This is a genomic window from Janthinobacterium sp. CG_23.3, assembly GCF_046115965.1.
Classification (GTDB): Bacteria; Pseudomonadota; Gammaproteobacteria; order Burkholderiales; family Burkholderiaceae_D; genus Janthinobacterium.
Map to the genome: position 1 here is coordinate 78,218 of NZ_JBJXIB010000003.1, position 15,345 is coordinate 93,562.

At 67.5% G+C, this 15,345-nt stretch carries 14 protein-coding genes and 1 tRNA gene; 4 read left to right on the forward strand and 11 right to left on the reverse strand.

Annotated features, from left to right (window positions below; genetic code table 11):
- Nucleotides 1-275 precede the first annotated feature (275 nt).
- A complete protein-coding gene (locus ACFDR9_RS02355; protein ID WP_409029919.1) occupies nucleotides 276-1,733 on the forward strand; it encodes a TonB C-terminal domain-containing protein in 1,458 nt (485 codons plus the stop codon).
- 80 nt (nucleotides 1,734-1,813) lie between these two features.
- On the opposite strand, the gene ACFDR9_RS02360 is transcribed toward ACFDR9_RS02355, so the two are convergent.
- Entirely contained in the window at nucleotides 1,814-2,260 is a 447-nt protein-coding gene (locus ACFDR9_RS02360; RefSeq protein WP_409029920.1) for a GNAT family N-acetyltransferase, read from the reverse strand.
- A gap of 116 nt (nucleotides 2,261-2,376) precedes the next feature.
- Between ACFDR9_RS02360 and ACFDR9_RS02365 the strand changes: the two genes are divergently transcribed.
- On the forward strand, nucleotides 2,377-3,810 hold the full coding sequence (locus ACFDR9_RS02365) for a PLP-dependent aminotransferase family protein (protein WP_409029921.1): 1,434 nt from the start codon (nucleotides 2,377-2,379) through the stop codon (nucleotides 3,808-3,810).
- A gap of 287 nt (nucleotides 3,811-4,097) precedes the next feature.
- Here the strand turns inward: ACFDR9_RS02365 and ACFDR9_RS02370 are convergent, their stop codons facing one another.
- The 6 genes from ACFDR9_RS02370 to gcl form a co-directional block, all read right to left on the reverse strand.
- The gene (locus tag ACFDR9_RS02370; RefSeq protein ID WP_409029922.1) at nucleotides 4,098-5,024 is read right to left on the reverse strand and encodes an urea transporter; all 927 of its coding nucleotides are present in this window, start codon (nucleotides 5,022-5,024) and stop codon (nucleotides 4,098-4,100) included.
- Nucleotides 5,002-6,453 carry a pyruvate kinase gene (pyk, locus tag ACFDR9_RS02375; RefSeq protein WP_017874664.1) on the reverse strand — a complete coding sequence of 484 codons (1,452 nt, stop codon included), beginning with the start codon at nucleotides 6,451-6,453 and terminating at the stop codon, nucleotides 5,002-5,004. Before pyk ends, ACFDR9_RS02370 begins: the two co-directional genes overlap by 23 nt.
- 139 nt (nucleotides 6,454-6,592) lie before the next feature.
- On the reverse strand, nucleotides 6,593-7,861 hold the full coding sequence (locus tag ACFDR9_RS02380; RefSeq protein ID WP_409029923.1) for a glycerate kinase: 1,269 nt from the start codon (nucleotides 7,859-7,861) through the stop codon (nucleotides 6,593-6,595).
- Between the two features lie 88 nt (nucleotides 7,862-7,949).
- Complete coding sequence (locus tag ACFDR9_RS02385) at nucleotides 7,950-8,837, reverse strand: 2-hydroxy-3-oxopropionate reductase (protein WP_017874666.1); 888 nt, start codon at nucleotides 8,835-8,837, stop codon at nucleotides 7,950-7,952.
- Nucleotides 8,838-8,878: 41 nt separating this feature from the next.
- Nucleotides 8,879-9,658, reverse strand: a complete 780-nt coding sequence (gene hyi, locus ACFDR9_RS02390) for a hydroxypyruvate isomerase (protein WP_017874667.1) — start codon at nucleotides 9,656-9,658, stop codon at nucleotides 8,879-8,881.
- A gap of 14 nt (nucleotides 9,659-9,672) precedes the next feature.
- The gene (gcl, locus tag ACFDR9_RS02395) at nucleotides 9,673-11,448 is read right to left on the reverse strand and encodes a glyoxylate carboligase (RefSeq protein WP_026132393.1); all 1,776 of its coding nucleotides are present in this window, start codon (nucleotides 11,446-11,448) and stop codon (nucleotides 9,673-9,675) included.
- 133 nt (nucleotides 11,449-11,581) lie between these two features.
- Between gcl and ACFDR9_RS02400 the strand changes: the two genes are divergently transcribed.
- Entirely contained in the window at nucleotides 11,582-12,487 is a 906-nt protein-coding gene (locus ACFDR9_RS02400; protein ID WP_017874669.1) for a LysR family transcriptional regulator, read from the forward strand.
- Between the two features lie 149 nt (nucleotides 12,488-12,636).
- Here the strand turns inward: ACFDR9_RS02400 and ACFDR9_RS02405 are convergent, their stop codons facing one another.
- Nucleotides 12,637-13,119, reverse strand: a complete 483-nt coding sequence (locus ACFDR9_RS02405; RefSeq protein ID WP_409029924.1) for a GNAT family N-acetyltransferase — start codon at nucleotides 13,117-13,119, stop codon at nucleotides 12,637-12,639.
- Between the two features lie 232 nt (nucleotides 13,120-13,351).
- Between ACFDR9_RS02405 and ACFDR9_RS02410 the strand changes: the two genes are divergently transcribed.
- Nucleotides 13,352-13,427: transfer RNA gene (locus ACFDR9_RS02410), tRNA-Asn, on the forward strand.
- A gap of 74 nt (nucleotides 13,428-13,501) precedes the next feature.
- Here ACFDR9_RS02410 and ACFDR9_RS02415 read toward each other — a convergent pair.
- From ACFDR9_RS02415 to ACFDR9_RS02425, 3 genes are all read right to left on the reverse strand, one after another.
- Nucleotides 13,502-13,891 (reverse strand): hypothetical protein, encoded by a 390-nt coding sequence (locus ACFDR9_RS02415; RefSeq protein WP_409029925.1) that lies wholly within the window; start codon nucleotides 13,889-13,891, stop codon nucleotides 13,502-13,504.
- Nucleotides 13,892-14,141: 250 nt separating this feature from the next.
- Nucleotides 14,142-14,696, reverse strand: coding sequence for a DUF1993 family protein (locus tag ACFDR9_RS02420; RefSeq protein WP_409029926.1), 555 nt, complete (start codon nucleotides 14,694-14,696; stop codon nucleotides 14,142-14,144).
- A 128-nt stretch (nucleotides 14,697-14,824) separates the two neighbouring features.
- Nucleotides 14,825-15,319 (reverse strand): hypothetical protein, encoded by a 495-nt coding sequence (locus ACFDR9_RS02425; protein ID WP_409029927.1) that lies wholly within the window; start codon nucleotides 15,317-15,319, stop codon nucleotides 14,825-14,827.
- Nucleotides 15,320-15,345: the final 26 nt, after the last annotated feature.

A 15,345-nucleotide genomic window follows, 5' to 3' on the forward strand; every position in this document is an offset into this window, starting at 1 on the left:
ACGGTGCGGTCGGTGTCGTCCAGCTCGGGTTTGTGTTTTTTTTCCACTCATTATTTTTCACTGTCTGGTTGCGTGCTCGCCGCGGCGGCCCGCCGATCTGATCATCGAAGCGCGCGGCGCTGGGGCGGTGTCGATGCTTGAACTTTCGTCGCCCGCCGCTCCGGCCGGTTTGATATTTGGCAGGGAGGAGCGGGGCGATTCCAGCTACGCTTCGATAGCGCCAACGCCGTAGTGGGGGGCGCATTCCGTGTGCACCACCGATAGGGGAAACGCCCATGCCGAGCGCGATCGACTTTCCGCGCCGCCTCCACCTGGAGGACGGCATCGACGCGCGCGCGGTCCGGCGCGCGCTCAGGCGCGCCTATGCGCGCGAGCTGAAACTGATCGGCCACGACAACGCCGTTGCCGAATTCCACCAATTGCGCGAAGCCTACGACGCGGCCATGCTGTGGGTCGAACAGTACCGCGCCGCGCCGCCACCGCCGCCGTTTGGCGCCGGGCTTGCCGGCCTCGATCCGCGGCAAGCCGGCGCCGCCGTGCTGGAGCAATTGCTGTCCGCCGGCGGCGCGATTGCCGCCTGGGCCACGCCGGACGACGCCGGCTTGTGGCAGGCCGAGTTGCGGCGTAGCCTGGCCGACGAGCGCCTGTTGAACATTCACGCGCGCACCTTGTTTGAAAGCTTGCTCGCCGACTTGCTGGCCGCCGGCTGGCGGCCGGGCCACGAGGGCCTGTTCAACGCGGCCACTTTGGATTTCGGATGGCAGCACGACCGCCGCAGGCTGGCGGCGCTGGGCGACGCCGGCGTCTTGCTGAACCGGGCCATCGATGAAAAATACCTGTTCGACTTCCAGGCGGAGCCGGTGCGCGAGGCGCAGCGCGTTGTGCTGGCGCGGCTGCGCGGCGAGACGGCGCCGAGCCACGCCGAACTGGTGCGCTACCTGCCCGGCGCGGAAACCCTGGCGTTGCGCTTTCCGCATTGGCTGCGATTGCTTGCGCCGACGTCGGCGCTGCCGCGGTGGCGCTTGCTGGAGCGGCAGGTGCCGTCGTGGAAGCGCTGGTGTTATCGGCGGCTGTACCGCCTGACCGGAACGGAGGGCGTGCCGGCGCAGCGCGCCAGGGCGTCGTTTCCGGCGCTGTACGTGGTCGTCGCCATTGCCATTCTGGTCAGCGCGCTGGACGCGACCTTGCCGCCGCGCGCGGTGCCGACCGTGGCGTTTCCGCGCCACGGTCCGGTACAGTCGCCGCGCTACACGTCGCCGCCGTTTGTACCGCTCAGCGGCGAGCTGCTCGGCCGCATCAAGGACAAGATTCGCTACGCGCCGCCGGCGAACGCGCCCGGCACCGGCGTCGTCGCGTATGAAGTGGATTTAAAACTGGACGGTACCCTGTTCCGCCTGCGCAAAACGCAGGCTTCGCGCTACCTCGCCTTCGACCACGCGGTCGCCGCCGCGATCCGCGCGGCGCAGCCGTTCCCGGCCGAAGCCGAGCGCCGCCTGTCGGGTAAGTTCTGGTGGGGCAGGGCCCCCGACGCGGTGCGCCGGACATCCGCGCCCGGGCGCAAAAGCGCGCCGCCGCCCGCCGCCAGTGCGCCCGCGCCGTCAGGCGAGCTGGCGCAGGCGGCCGGCGTCGTGCTGGTGCCGGAAGCGGCCATCGCCATGCCGGCGCCGGAAGCGGCCGCCGTCGTGCCGATGCCGCGGGCGCCCGTCGACGCCGGTCCGCTTGAGGGGCGTTAAAGCCGCGCTCGTATCTACCGCGCCGCCGCCGCGGCGACAGCGTAATCCGACCGACGAAAATGGGTTGCCGCCGGCGCGTCCTAGAAAACCTTGCGGTAGTGGACGAACCCGGTTTTTTCGCCGATCTGGTTGTACAAGGTCATCGCGGTGTGGTTGGTTTCATGCGTTAGCCAGTACACCTTGGCGCAGCCCAGCTCGCGCGCTTCGCGGTAGACGTGTTCGATGAGCGCTTCGCCGACGCGCTGGCGCCGTGCCGACGGGCTCACGAACAGGTCTTGCAGATACATGGTGTTGGCCGTGGACCAAGAGGTGCGGTGCTCGATGAAATGCACCAGGCCGACCGCGACGCCGTCGATTTCGGCCAGCGCCGCGTGCATCGGTTCGTTTCCGTCCAGCAGGCGGCGGAAGGTCGTTTGCGTCGTCTCGTCGGGCAAGCTGGCTTCGTAGAAAACCAGGTAGCCGTCCCACAGCGTTTTCCAGCTGGCGTAATCGGCGGCGGTGAGGGCGCGAACGGTTGTTGCAGTCATCAAGTGTGCTCCTGTTGTGGCGTAATTGGTCGTGGATGGATGAAACGCCCCCAGTATTACCGTGCAGTGGCCCTGTTACAATATCCAATTGATGGAATTTTTGGATATCCAATTACATGTTGCCGGTTCCCGAGCTTGACTTTGCCCTGTTGCTGCAGCGCGACAGCGATACGACGCTGACGGCGCAACTGATCGCCGAGCTGCGCGGCCGGGCCATGGCCGGCGCGCTGGTGGCCGGCCTGCGCTTGCCGTCCAGTCGGCGCCTGGCCGAGCAACTGGGCGTGTCGCGCACGGTGACGCAGGCGGCCTACGAACAGTTGGCGGCGGAGGGCTTGCTGGAATCGGTGCGCGGCGCCGGCAGCTTTATCGCCAACGACCTGGTGGCCAAGCGGGCGCAGCCCCCGGGCGCGCCGGCCCGGTGGCGCGCCGGCGGCGCCGCGCCGGCGCCGGCCCCGATCGATTTCAAACCGGGCAACACGGACATCGGCTTCCTCCAGGGCGACGCCTGGCGGCGCTGCTGGCGCCAGGCCTTGCGCGCCGGGATGAGCGGCAAGTACGCCGATCCGCGCGGCGACATCGCCTTGCGCGGCGCCATTTGCGCCTACCTGGCGCGCTCGCGCGGCTTTGCCTGCGACGCCGGCGACGTCTTCATCACCGGCAGTTCGGCCGACGCCCTGGACCTCGTTTGCGGCGCCGTGATGGCCCGCGGCGGCGCGGCGATGATGGAGGAGCCGGGCTATCCGCGCGCCCGCGCCGTCGTCGCCAGCCACGGGCTGCGGCTGTGCGACGTCGGCGTCGACCGCGACGGCCTGCGCGTGGACGGTCTGCCGCGGGCGGCCGGCTCGCCGTGCATGGTGTACGTCACGCCGTCGCACCAATACCCGCTGGGCCACCGCATGTCGCTGGGCCGGCGCCAGGCGCTGCTCGATTGGGCCGGCCCGGCGGGTGGTTACGTCGTCGAGGACGACTACGACAGCGAGTTCCGCTTCGACGCGCTGCCGCTGCCGGCGCTGCGCAGCCTGGACGCGCAGCGCGTCATTTACATCGGCACCTTTTCCAAGGTGCTGACGCCGGAGATGCGGCTGGCCTACGTGGTGGTGCCGGCGGCGTTGCGCGAGCAGTTCATGGCGCGCCGGCTGATCCGCGGCGACCAGCCGGCGGCGATGCTGCAGGCGGCGGTGGCCGCCTTCGTCGACGCCGGCGAGCTGGAAAAGCACATCTGGCGCATGCGCCGCGTCTACGCCGGCAAGCGCGCGGCGTTGATGGCGAACCTGCGGCGCTTCGGCCTGCACGCCGACGTGCTCGGCACGGAGGCGGGCCTGCACACGGTGCTGGGCCTGGCCGACGGCGACGACGTGCCGGCCATCGTCGCCGCCTTGGCCGGCAAGGGCGTCCGCGTGGTGCCGCTGTCGCACTACTGCCGGGGCGCGCGCAAGCTGCCCGGCCTGGTGCTGGGCTATGGCGCCCTGAGCGTGGCCGAGATCGAGGCCGGCGTCAACCACATCGCCGCCGTCCTGCGGCAATGCCGGCAAGCCCGCATTCCAGGGTGACCAGGCCGAACACCGTGAGCCGCGTTCCCGCCTTGTTCCCCGGCGCGCCGGCCCTGGCCGGCGTCTTCAGGGCGGCGTATTCGGCGGCCAATATGGCGTCCTAGTCGTTCACCGGGGCGCCGGTGTTGACGCCGGCTGCGGCGGCGCCGCTGCGAGGCTGCGCCAGTAGTCGCGCTCTATCCTGACCAGGTCGACCTCCCGGGCCGCCTCGTCGAAGGCCCGCCGCCGCCTCAAGCCCTCCGCCGTGTGCCGGAAGCAAACGTGCACCGCGCGTTCCCCGAACAGATCTACGCAGGCTTCACTGTGATTTTTGTAGATGTTCGCGGCCGGGACAAGTACAGCGTGACCCAGGTCGCCAGCACGAAGGGCAGCGTGAAGTAGGGCAGGCCGAGCTTGCCAAGCGCGAGGCTGAAGGCGATTGCGCCCAGGCCGCCGAGCACGCGCGCGGCCCGGCCGCGCCGCTGCGCGCGCAGGCCCAGCACGGCCAGTACGCAGTTCACGCCCATGCCGGTGGCCTGCGCGGCGCTGCCGGCCTGCGGCCACAATTGGCCCAGCGTGAGCAGATACCAGGCCAGCGCGGCCGCCGCCATGGCCCAGGCGCCGTAGCGCCAGTCGTGCTGGCTGAGCGCCGCCAGCAGCAGCGCGCCGAGCGCAAGCGAGTCGATGAAGTTGATCTGGCCGATGACGCAGAAGGCGTAGCCGGCCAAGCCGCGGCCGCCGCCGCAACCAGCGCCGGCGGGCTGCGCCTGCAAGCCGGCGGCCGGGCCGAGCGCGGCCGCCGCCAGCATCAGCAGCACGAAGGGGGCGGTCAGCGCCGGCGCGCCGCCGCGGCGCAGGAACAGGTGGGTCGCGGCGGCGGTGGCGACGGCGCCGCCGGCGATCCACGCCAGCAGCGCCGGCGTCGGCTGGTACAGCGCGGCCAGCGCCGCGCCGCCGAGGGCGCCGTTGTAGGAGTACAGGCCTTGTTCGATGTCGGCGCCGGGCCGGCGCGCCGCGCAGGCGGCGGCGATGGCGCCGGCCGCGCCCAGCAGGCAGCCGAGCGCCATCGCCGGGCTGCTCAGCCACAGGCACAGCATCAGCGCGGCACCGCTCAGCGGCGCCTGCTGGAAGTAGACCTGGGCGACGCTGGCCAGCAGCGCCGTCGGCAGGCGCGGCGCCGCCGCGGGCGCGGCGCCGGCCCGCGCCAGGCTGTTAGCCCCAGTGCGCAGGGACATTCGCGCCCTCTTGCGGCCAGACTTCGGCGATGCGCAGCAGGTTGGTGGTGCCGGGTTGGCCGAACGGCATGCCGGCGGCGATGGCGACCTGGTCGCCGGCCTTGGCGAAGGCTTCCTTGAGCGCGGTGCGGCAGGCAACCGAGACCATTTCGTCGACGTTGTGGACGTCGCTGCCGACGGTCGAGTGGACGCCCCAGACCAGCGCCAGGCGGCGCGCGGTGGCGATTTTCGGCGTGATGCTGAGGATCGGCGCGGACGGCCGCTCGCGCGCGGCGCGCAGGCTGGTGTGGCCCGAGGTGGTGTAGGTGACGGTGGCGACCGCGCCGACGATCTGCGTCACGCTGCGCAGCGCCGCGCAGATGGCGTCGCCCTTGTTCGACAGCGGCGGCACGTGCTGGGCGTCGATGATGTCGCGGTAGAGCGGGTCTTTTTCGACTTCGTTGATGATGCGGTTCATCATCGTCACCGCCTCCACCGGGTAGGCGCCGCTGGCCGATTCGGCCGACAGCATGACGGCGTCGGCGCCGTCGTAGATGGCGCTGGCGACGTCGGACGCCTCGGCGCGGGTCGGCACCGGCGCGGTGATCATCGATTCGAGCATCTGCGTGGCGATGACGACCGGCACGCCGTGCGCGCGGCAGCTGCGCAGGATGCGCTTTTGCGCGCCCGGCACCTGCTCCGGCGGCAGTTCCACCCCGAGGTCGCCGCGCGCGACCATGACCGCGTCGGAGGCTTGCACGATGGCGTCGAGTTGCAGCAGCGCCGCCGGTTTTTCCAGCTTCGAGAGCACGCCGGCGCGCTGGCCGATCAGCGCGCGCGCCTCGATCACGTCTTCCGGGCGCTGGACGAACGACAGCGCGATCCAGTCGGCGCCCATGTCGAGCGCGAAGGCCAGGTCGCGCCGGTCTTTCACCGTCAGCGCCGGGATCGGCAGCACCGCGTCGGGCACGTTGACGCCCTTGCGGTCGGACAGTACGCCGCCGTTGACGACGCGGGTGCGGATGCTGCCGGCGTCGCTGTCGAGCACTTGCAGGCGCAGCTTGCCGTCGTCCAGCAGCAGCGACTGGCCGGCCGTGATGACGGCGAACAGTTCCGGGTGCGGCAGGCAGATGCGCTGCTGGTTGCCGGGCGCGGGGTCGTTGTCGAGGGTGAACTCGTCGTCCGTCTTCAGGGTGATTTTGCCGTCCTCGAACTGGCCGATGCGCAGTTTCGGACCCTGCATGTCGGCCAGCACGGCGATCGGCCGGCCGACCGCGCGTTCGATGTCGCGCACGATGTTGTAGCGGGCCTGGTGGTCGGCGTGGGTGCCGTGGCTGAAATTGAAACGGAAGACGTCGGCACCGGCTTCGAACAGGGCCAGGATGGTGGCGCGGTCGGAACTGGCGGGGCCTAGGGTGGCGACGATTTTTGCTTGGCGGAGACGGCGCATGGTGGTTTTTCGATCTTGAAGAGGGTGGGGCGGGGTGCTAAGTTGGCGCGATGTCGTAGGTCGGGTAAGCCGGCACGCGCCGCTACGGACCAGGTCGGATTACGCTAGGCTCATCCGACCTACGACACGCCAAGGCGATTTACAAAATCAGGATGGCGCGGAAGTCGTTGACGTTGGTGCGGGTCGGGCCGCTGACGATCAGGTCGTCGAGCGCCAGGAAGAAGCCGTAGCCGTCGTTGTTCTCCAGCATATTTTTGGCGCGGATGCCCTGGCGTTCGGCGCGCTGCACCGAGTCCGGGCCGTACAGCGCGCCGGCGTTGTCTTCGGAGCCGTCGATGCCGTCGGTGTCGCAGGCCAGCGCGTAGATGTCCGGGTGGCCGTCCAGCGCCACCGCGAGGCTGAGCAGGAACTCGGCGTTGCGTCCGCCGCGGCCGCTGCCGCGCACGGTGACGGTGGTCTCGCCGCCCGACAGCACCAGGCAGGGCCGCGTGAACGGCTGGCCGCGGCCGTGGATTTGTTTGGCCAGCGCGGCGTGCACGATGGCGACGTCGCGTGCTTCGCCTTCGATGCCGTCGGACAGGATGTGGGCGGTGACGCCGGCCGCGCGCGCGGTCTGCGCGGCCGCCTCCAGCGCGTCCTGGGCGATGGCGATGATGTGCTGCTCGTTGCGGGCGAAGCGCGGGTCGTCGGAACCCGGGGTGGCGCCGGCGTCGCTCTTCAGGTGTTCTTCGATGTTGGCGGGCACCGCGATGGCGTATTTGTTGAGGATCGCCAGCGCCTGCTCGCAGGTGGTGTCGTCGGGCAGCGTCGGACCGCTGGCGATGGTGCCGGCGTCGTCGCCCGGCACGTCGGAGATCAGCAGCGTGACCACGCGGGCCGGCGCGCACGCCAGGCCGAGGCGGCCGCCCTTGATGGCCGACAGGTGCTTGCGCACGCAATTCATTTCGCTGATGGCGGCGCCGCTTTTCAGCAGCGCCTTGTTGATCGCCTGCTTCTGCGCCAGCGTGATGCCGGGCGCCGGCAGCGCCAGCAGCGAGGAGCCGCCGCCGGTGATCAGGCAGATCACCAGGTCGTTTTCGCTCAGGCCCTGGACCATGTCGAGGATGCGCTGCGCGGCCGCCTGGCCGGCTTCGTCCGGCACCGGATGGGACGCCTCGACCACCTCGATGCGCTTGCAGTCGGCGCCGTGGCCGTAGCGCGTTACGACCAGGCCGCTCAATTCGCCCTGCCAGTTGTCCTCGACAACCTTGGCCATGGCGGCCGCGCCCTTGCCGGCGCCGATGACCAGCGTGCGGCCGTTGACCGGCGGTGTTGGCAGGAAGGCGGGCAGGCACTTGGCGGCGCTGACGGCGTCGACGGCGCTGTCGTAGACGCTGCGTAAAAATTGTTTTGGATTGGTGGGTGTCATTGGATGTCTCTCGGTTCTGGTTGCGCACGGGGCGCGGGTCGGGTTGGACCGCGGGTCGTCGCCCGACCCGCGGTTCTACCCTCTGCCGTTACGCTTCGGCGATTTGGTGGTTCGACATGATTTCGATCGCCCGGCACAGCGCCGAGTGGTCCATGCCGCCCAGGCCGTGGGCGGCGCAGGAGTTCATCAGTTCCTGCGCGGTGGCGGTGTTCGGCAGCGAGATGCCGAGCGTCTTGGCGCCTTGCAGGGCCAGGTTCAAATCCTTCTGGTGCAGCTCGATGCGGAAGCCCGGGTTGAAGGTGCGCTTGACCATGCGCTCGCCGTGCACTTCCAGGATGCGCGAGGCGGCGAAACCGCCCATCAGCGCCTGGCGCACCTTGGCCGGGTCGGCGCCGGCCTTGGAGGCGAACAGCAGCGCTTCGGCGACGGCCTGGATGTTCAGCGCGACGATGATCTGGTTGGCCACCTTGGTGGTCTGGCCGTCGCCGTTGGCGCCGACCAGGGTGATGTTCTTGCCCATCAGTTCGAACAGCGGCAGCGCCTTGTCGAACGCCGCCTGCGGGCCGCCGACCATGATCGTCAGCGAGGCCGCCTTGGCGCCCACTTCGCCGCCGGAAACCGGGGCGTCGAGGTAGTCGCATTTGAGGGCGTTGATGCGCTTGGCGAATTCCTTGGTGGCCATCGGCGAGATCGAGCTCATGTCGATGACGATCTTGCCTTCGGTGAGGCCGGCGGCGACGCCGTTCTCGCCGAACAGCACGGCGTCGACGTGCGGCGTGTCGGGCACCATGACGATGATGATGTCGGCGCGTTTCGCCACTTCGGCGCCGGAGGTGCAGACGGTGGCGCCGCCTTCGATCAGGCTGAAGGGCGGGTTCTTCTGGTCGAACAGGTACAGTTTATGGTCGCCGCGCTGCAGGTTTTCCGCCATTGGGGCGCCCATGATGCCGAGACCGATAAAGCCAATTTTTGCCATGATAATTCTCCTGAATATTGATGTGAAATTAAACGCCGCGTTTAGAGACCGTGCGCGGCGCGCCAGCCCAGACCGTCGACGGTGCCGGCGCGCGGTTTGTATTCGCAGCCGATCCAGCCCTGGTAGCCGATCTCGTCGAGCAGCGTGAACAGGAAGCGGTAGTTGATTTCGCCGGTGCCCGGTTCGAAGCGGCCCGGATTGTCGGCCAGTTGCACGTGGCCGATGCTGGCCAGGTTGGCCTTGATCGTGTTGGCCAGTTCGCCCTCCATCCTTTGCATGTGGTAGATGTCGTACTGCACAAAGATGTTGTCCGAACCGGTGGCGGCGATCAGCTCCAGCGCCTGCGCCGTGCCCGACAGGAAGAAGCCGGGGATGTCGAAGGTGTTGATCGGCTCGACCAGCAGGCGGATGCCGGCCTGCTTCAGTTTGCCGGCGGCGTAGGCCAGGTTGGCGACCAGGGTCGCCTGCGCCTGTTCGCGGCTGACGCCCGGCGGCAGGATGCCGACCAGGCAGTTGACCTGCTTGACGCGCAGCGCGGTGGCGTAGGCGATCGCGCTGTCGACGCCTTCCTTGAATTCCTCGACCCGGTCCGGGTGGCAGGCGATGCCGCGCTCGCCGCGTTCCCAGTTGCCGGCCGGCAGGTTGTGCAGCACCAGCTCGAGGCGGTGGGTTTCCAGCTGGGCGGCGATGTCCGCGGCCGGATAAGCGTAGGGGAAGAGGAACTCCACGCCCTTGAAGCCGGCTTTCGCGGCCGCCTCGAAGCGCTCCATGAAGGGCACTTCGTTGAACAGCATGGTCAGATTGGCTGCCAGTTTTGTCATGACGCTTCCTTCAATTAATCGAGCAGGGAGATGGCGGTGGGGGCGTCCAGCTTGTCCTTGGCCAGGTCTTCGAATTCGTTGATGTTGTTGATCTCGGTGCCCATCGAGATATTCGTCACGCGTTCCAGGATGATCTCGACGATCACCGGCACGCTGTGCAGCTTGGCCAGGGCGCGCGCCTCTTGCAGCGCCGGCAGGATGCCTTCCGGCGTGGTCACGCGGATCGCCTTGCAACCGAGGCCTTCGGCGACGGCGACGTGGTCGACGCCATAGCCGTTCAACTCGGGCGCGTTGATGTTCTCGAACGCCAGTTGCACGCAGAAGTCCATGTCGAAGCCGCGCTGCGACTGGCGGATCAGGCCCAGGTAGGAGTTGTTGACGACCACCTGGATGTACGGCAGCTTGAATTGCGCGCCGACGGCCAGTTCCTCGATCATGAACTGGAAGTCGTAGTCGCCCGAAATGCCGACCACTTCGCGGCTCGGATCGGCGGCGACGACGCCCAGCGCGGCGGGAATGGTCCAGCCCAGCGGGCCGGCCTGGCCGCAGTTGATCCAGTTGCGCGGCTCGTAGACGTGCAGGAACTGCGCGGCGGCGATCTGCGACAGGCCGATGGTGGTGACGTAGCGGGTGCTGCGGCCGAACACCTTGTTCATTTCCTCGTAGACGCGCTGCGGTTTGACCGGCACGTTTTCAAAGTGGGTGCGGCGTTGCAGCGTGCGCTTGCGTTCCTGGCATTCGGCGACCCAGGCGCTGCGGTCCTTCAGCTTGCCGGCGGCCTTCCATTCCTTGGCCACTTCGATGAACAGTTTCAGCGCCAAGCCGGCGTCGGAGACGATGCCGTAGTCGGGGCCGAAGACGCGGCCGATCTGCGTCGGTTCGATGTCGATGTGGACGAACTTGCGGTCCTTGGTGAACACTTCGACCGAGCCGGTGTGGCGGTTGGCCCAGCGGTTGCCGATGCCCATCGCGAAGTCGGACGCCAGCATCGTGGCGTTGCCGTAGCGGTGGCTGGTTTGCAGGCCGACCATGCCGACCATCAAAGGGTGGTCGTCGGGGATCGTGCCCCAGCCCATCAGCGTCGGGATCACCGGCACGCCGGTGAGTTCGGCGAATTCAACCAGGTATTCGGAGGCGTTGGCGTTGATGATGCCGCCGCCGGCGGTCAGCAATGGACGCTCGGCCTCGTTCAGCATCGTCAGGGCTTTTTCGATCTGGGCGCGGCTGGCGGCCGGCTTGTAGATCGGCAGCGGTTCGTAGGTGTCCGGGTCGAATTCGATTTCGCCCATCTGCACGTCGAACGGCAGGTCGATCAGCACCGGGCCGGGACGGCCGGAGCGCATCAGGTGGCAGGCTTGCTGGAACACGCGCGGCACCAGCGCCGGTTCGCGCACGGTGACGGCCCATTTGGTGACCGGCTTGGCGATCGACTCGATGTCGACGGCCTGGAAATCCTCTTTGTACAGACGGGCGCGCGGCGCCTGGCCGGTGATGCAAAGGATAGGGATGGAATCGGCCTGGGCCGAGTACAGGCCGGTGATCATGTCGGTGCCGGCCGGGCCGGAGGTGCCGATGCAGATGCCGATATTGCCGGCGGCGGCGCGGGTGTAACCCTCGGCCATGTGGGCGGCGCCTTCGACGTGGCGCGCCAGGATGTGCTTCAGGGTGCCGCGTTTTTTCATCGCCGCGTAGAACGGGTTGATCGCCGCGCCCGGAATGCCGAACGCCTGGGTCATGCCTTCTTTTTCAAGGACGTAAATTGCTGCTTCTGCCGCCGTCATTTTTGCCATGGTGGTATCTCCTGTTGTGAATGCTTTTCGATGAAATACATCGTAAGGCGAAACTTATAGTTTGATAAGGGGACAAAAAATCGTATTATTCGATACCTGATGTATTGAATGGAAATGCGGGGAGCGCCGGAAAATGGACAAACTAAAGCAGATAGAAGCCTTCGTCGACGTGATCGAGCACGGCAGCCTGGCGCGCGCGGCGCTGGGGCAAAACATCACGCCGGTAATGCTGGGGCGGCGCATCGACGCGCTGGAAAAGCGCCTCGGCGTGAAGCTGATGCACCGCACCACGCGGCACCTGCGGCTGACCGAGGAGGGCACGGTGTTCCTCGACCACTGCAAGACTTTGCTGAGCGATTTGGACAGCGCCGAGAAGATTATTTCCGAGGGGCGGCACAAGGCCACCGGGCATTTGGTGGTGTCGGCGCCGGCCGCGTACGGGCGCGCGCACGTGGCGCCGCACGCGCCGGCGTTCCTGGCCGAACATCCGGACGTGAAGATTTCGTTCAACCTGACCGACCGGGTGGTCGACCTGGTGCGCGAGGGTTACGACGTGAGCATCCGCATCGGCGGCGCGATCGACCCCAGCTTCGTCGCCATCAAGCTGGCGACCAACCGGCGGGTGGTGTGCGCGACGCCGGACTACCTGCGCCGCAAGGGCATTCCGCAGACGCTGGACGACCTGGAACAGCACAACTGCCTGGCCTTCAACCTGCAGGGCGGGCAGCAGCGCGGCTGGTACTTCCAGCAGAACGGCAAGCCGGTGACGATGCGGGTCGAGGGCGACCTCGATTGCAACGACGGCGAGTTGCTGCACCGCTGGGCCAGCGAGGGCCTGGGCCTGGCGTGGCGCTCGACCTGGGAGATCCAGTCGCAACTGGCGTCGGGCGAGTTGATCACCGTGCTCGACGACTTCGCGCTGCCCGACTACAACATCATGGCGGTGTACCCGCAGCAGCGCCACCTGCCGGCCAAGGTGCGCTTTTTCGTCGAGCGGCTAAAGATGATTTATGCGCGGCCGGGGTATTGGATACGCTGATTGCTTGCGCCGGCAGTTGATCTTCACCCATCCAATTCGCTTGGTGGCCTGGCCGATGTGGACTGGACTGGACGAGCTGGGAGGACAAAGCGCAGCGCCGGTTGCGAGCGCGCCGGCTCACCCGTGCTTAGCTTAAACCGCTGCGGCGCCTACGCGGCGCTCCAGCTCATCTCTTGCTGGACTTCATCGGCGGCGCCGGCCTGGAAGCCCAGCGCCAAATACAGGCGGCGCGCGCGCTGGTTGGCTTTGCTGACGTTGAGCAGCAGCGGCAATTGCCGTGCGGCGGCCCACGCTTGCAGCGCCGACAACACGGTTTTCCCCACTCCCTGGTTTTGCGCCGCCGGCCAGATGGCGATGTCGACGATGCGCGCGCTGCGGCTATCGCGCTCCAGGACCAGGCGGCCGATGCGCTCGCCGTGCCGCTCCAGCACCATGTATTCGGCTTCAGGGTGCATATTGCGGAAGCCGTGCGCCTGCATTTGTTGCTGCATTTTGATCAATTGCCCGACGAACTCGGGGTCGGTATCCTTTTGCTTCAGGTCGCCCCGGGTGGAGTCGTACAGCGCGTCGAGGAAGGCGTGGTCGTCTTCGCGCACGGGGCGCAGCAAAAGTGGGGCGGGCAGTGGATACACGGGGCCTCCGGACAAAAAGGTTGGCTGAACGCCATTTTGGCGGTTTTGGTATGCTGCCTCGGTTTCGCCCGACTTGCAATCAAATTCATCGGGAAGCGCGCGATCGGTTTTGCTCTTGAGATATCGTGCGCTGTTTTCCTCGGGCGCGGCGGCGGACGGACGGCGGCTATATTTCGTTGCATCAACATGGTCTGGACAAGTCAACTATCGACGTATATAATATGGCCTCTTTTCCCTGATAGCTCAGTTGGTAGAGCGACGGACTGTTAATCCGCAGGTCCCTGGTTCGAGTCCAGGTCGGGGAGCCAGAACACGTAGCAAGAAAAAAGCACCCGCGAGAAATCGGGGTGCTTTTTTTTTCGTCCCTACGCCGCGTCAACGCTCAGGGATCGACGAAGACGTCGAAGCGCACGTTCAGCGGGCTGCTCCATGAAATATCGACCCAGGCGAAGAAGCCGCCGTTGAACGGGGCGACGTTGTAGACCGCCATGCGGGCCGCGCCGATGAAGCGGTGCTGCGCGTCGGTGCTGTACTCGCTGATGTTGAGCAACACGCGCGAATTGGCGAGGACCCTGGTGTTGTTGAAGCGCACCGCGCGATGCACGCCGTTCGCCCGCCAGGTGTAGTAGGTGGTGAAGGCCGCGCCGCTCAGCTCGAGCGATTGCTCGCCCGCGCCTTCCACCATGGCGTCCGGCCCCTTCATGATCAGCGGCAGGTCGGTGACGATTTCGGCCAGGTTGCTCCCGGTCCGATGCTCTTTTTTCATGTCCATGATATTGCCTCCCTGTGGTGCGGCCCGCGTGTCGTCGGATGCCTGACGCCCCATCCTGGTCGCGTGGCCGATGGGGCTTGCCATACTTCGAATTAACAAAGTAATAATTTATTCTAGGGCGGGAAACGGCGAATAGACAGGCTGGACGGCGGGATTGTTGCCGCTGGTTTGTGCTAAAGCAAACTCGGCTTACACTAACTTTCCGGCGGTAATCGAATGCCGCCGCAATGGTTGCGGCGGCCGTGCGCCGTCAGGCGCGCGGATAGTCGTGGAAGCCGTCGAAGTCCTGCTTGCCGAGCCTGGCGCCGAGATGGCGCAGGATGGCGTAGGCGCTCGTCAGGTGGAAGAAGAAGTTCGGCAGCGCATAGTGTTGCAGGAAGGTCTGGCCGTCCAGCTCCAGCATGGCCTGGCCGGCCTGCGAGTGCAGGATGCGCGTTTCGCTGCCCTCGAACAGGGCTGGCGCCAGCGCCCGCAGGTGCGCCTCGCTGCGGGCGATGCGGGCGCGCAGGCCGGTGAAACCGGTTTCGTCCGGGCCGTGGTCGAGCTTGGCGGTGCCGCTGAGCAGCGCGCAGGTGCGCAGCGCGAAATCGTCCGTTGTCTGCACTTGGCTGAGAAAATGGTTCATGTCCGGCGCCAGGCGGGTGTGCAGCAGCGTTGCCGGGCCGGTGTCGGCGGCCGCGGCGTGGTCGGCCGCCAGTTGCACCAGCGCCGACAATTGGCGCAGGTAGCGCGTGAAAACCGGAACGCTGGATTGGTACATGGAGAGCGGCATAGGAAGGTCGTCGTTGGGGTTGGAATGCCGCATTGTACATTCTTGCACATTCGCCAACGTGGCAGGCGCGGCGGCGGCGCTGGCGCTGCCGCCACGCGATCGCGGACGACGCCATGGCCGGCTAATCGTTGCACGGCGGCAGTCGTTGCGCTAAACCGCGGTCAGTCGTCCTGGCCTTTGACGTGGGCGAGCAGGGCGGCCAGCAAGGTCACGTCCCTGTCGGTTTCCGGCGCGGCGCCTGGCCGCGGCGACTTCGCCGTGTACGCCGGCGCGGCGGCCTCGGCGTTGGCGGCGAGCGCGCGCGGCACTGCTATCGGCGCCGGCATCGGCACAACGAGGTCATTGATGGTCGCCGCCATCGCCGGCACGTGCGGCGCCTCCGCTGGCAGCAGCGGGGCCGGCGCGGCGGCGATGTGCGGCGCGTCGGCGCTCGCCGGCACGCCGGCGGGGTGATAGGCCAGCCATCCCAGCAGGCCCAGCAGCATTACGGCGGCAAGTGCCAGCGCCCCGCCGCGGCCATGGTCGCGCGCGGCGACGGCGGCGGTATGCACGAAGCCATGCTCCATGCTGGCCAAAATCCGGCAGTAGTCGGCCGGGTCCGGCGCCGCTTTGCCGAGCAGGTTCGGTGGGCGGGATGTCGATTTGGTCGGTTGCAAAATATCACCTCCAGATGTGATCTAGC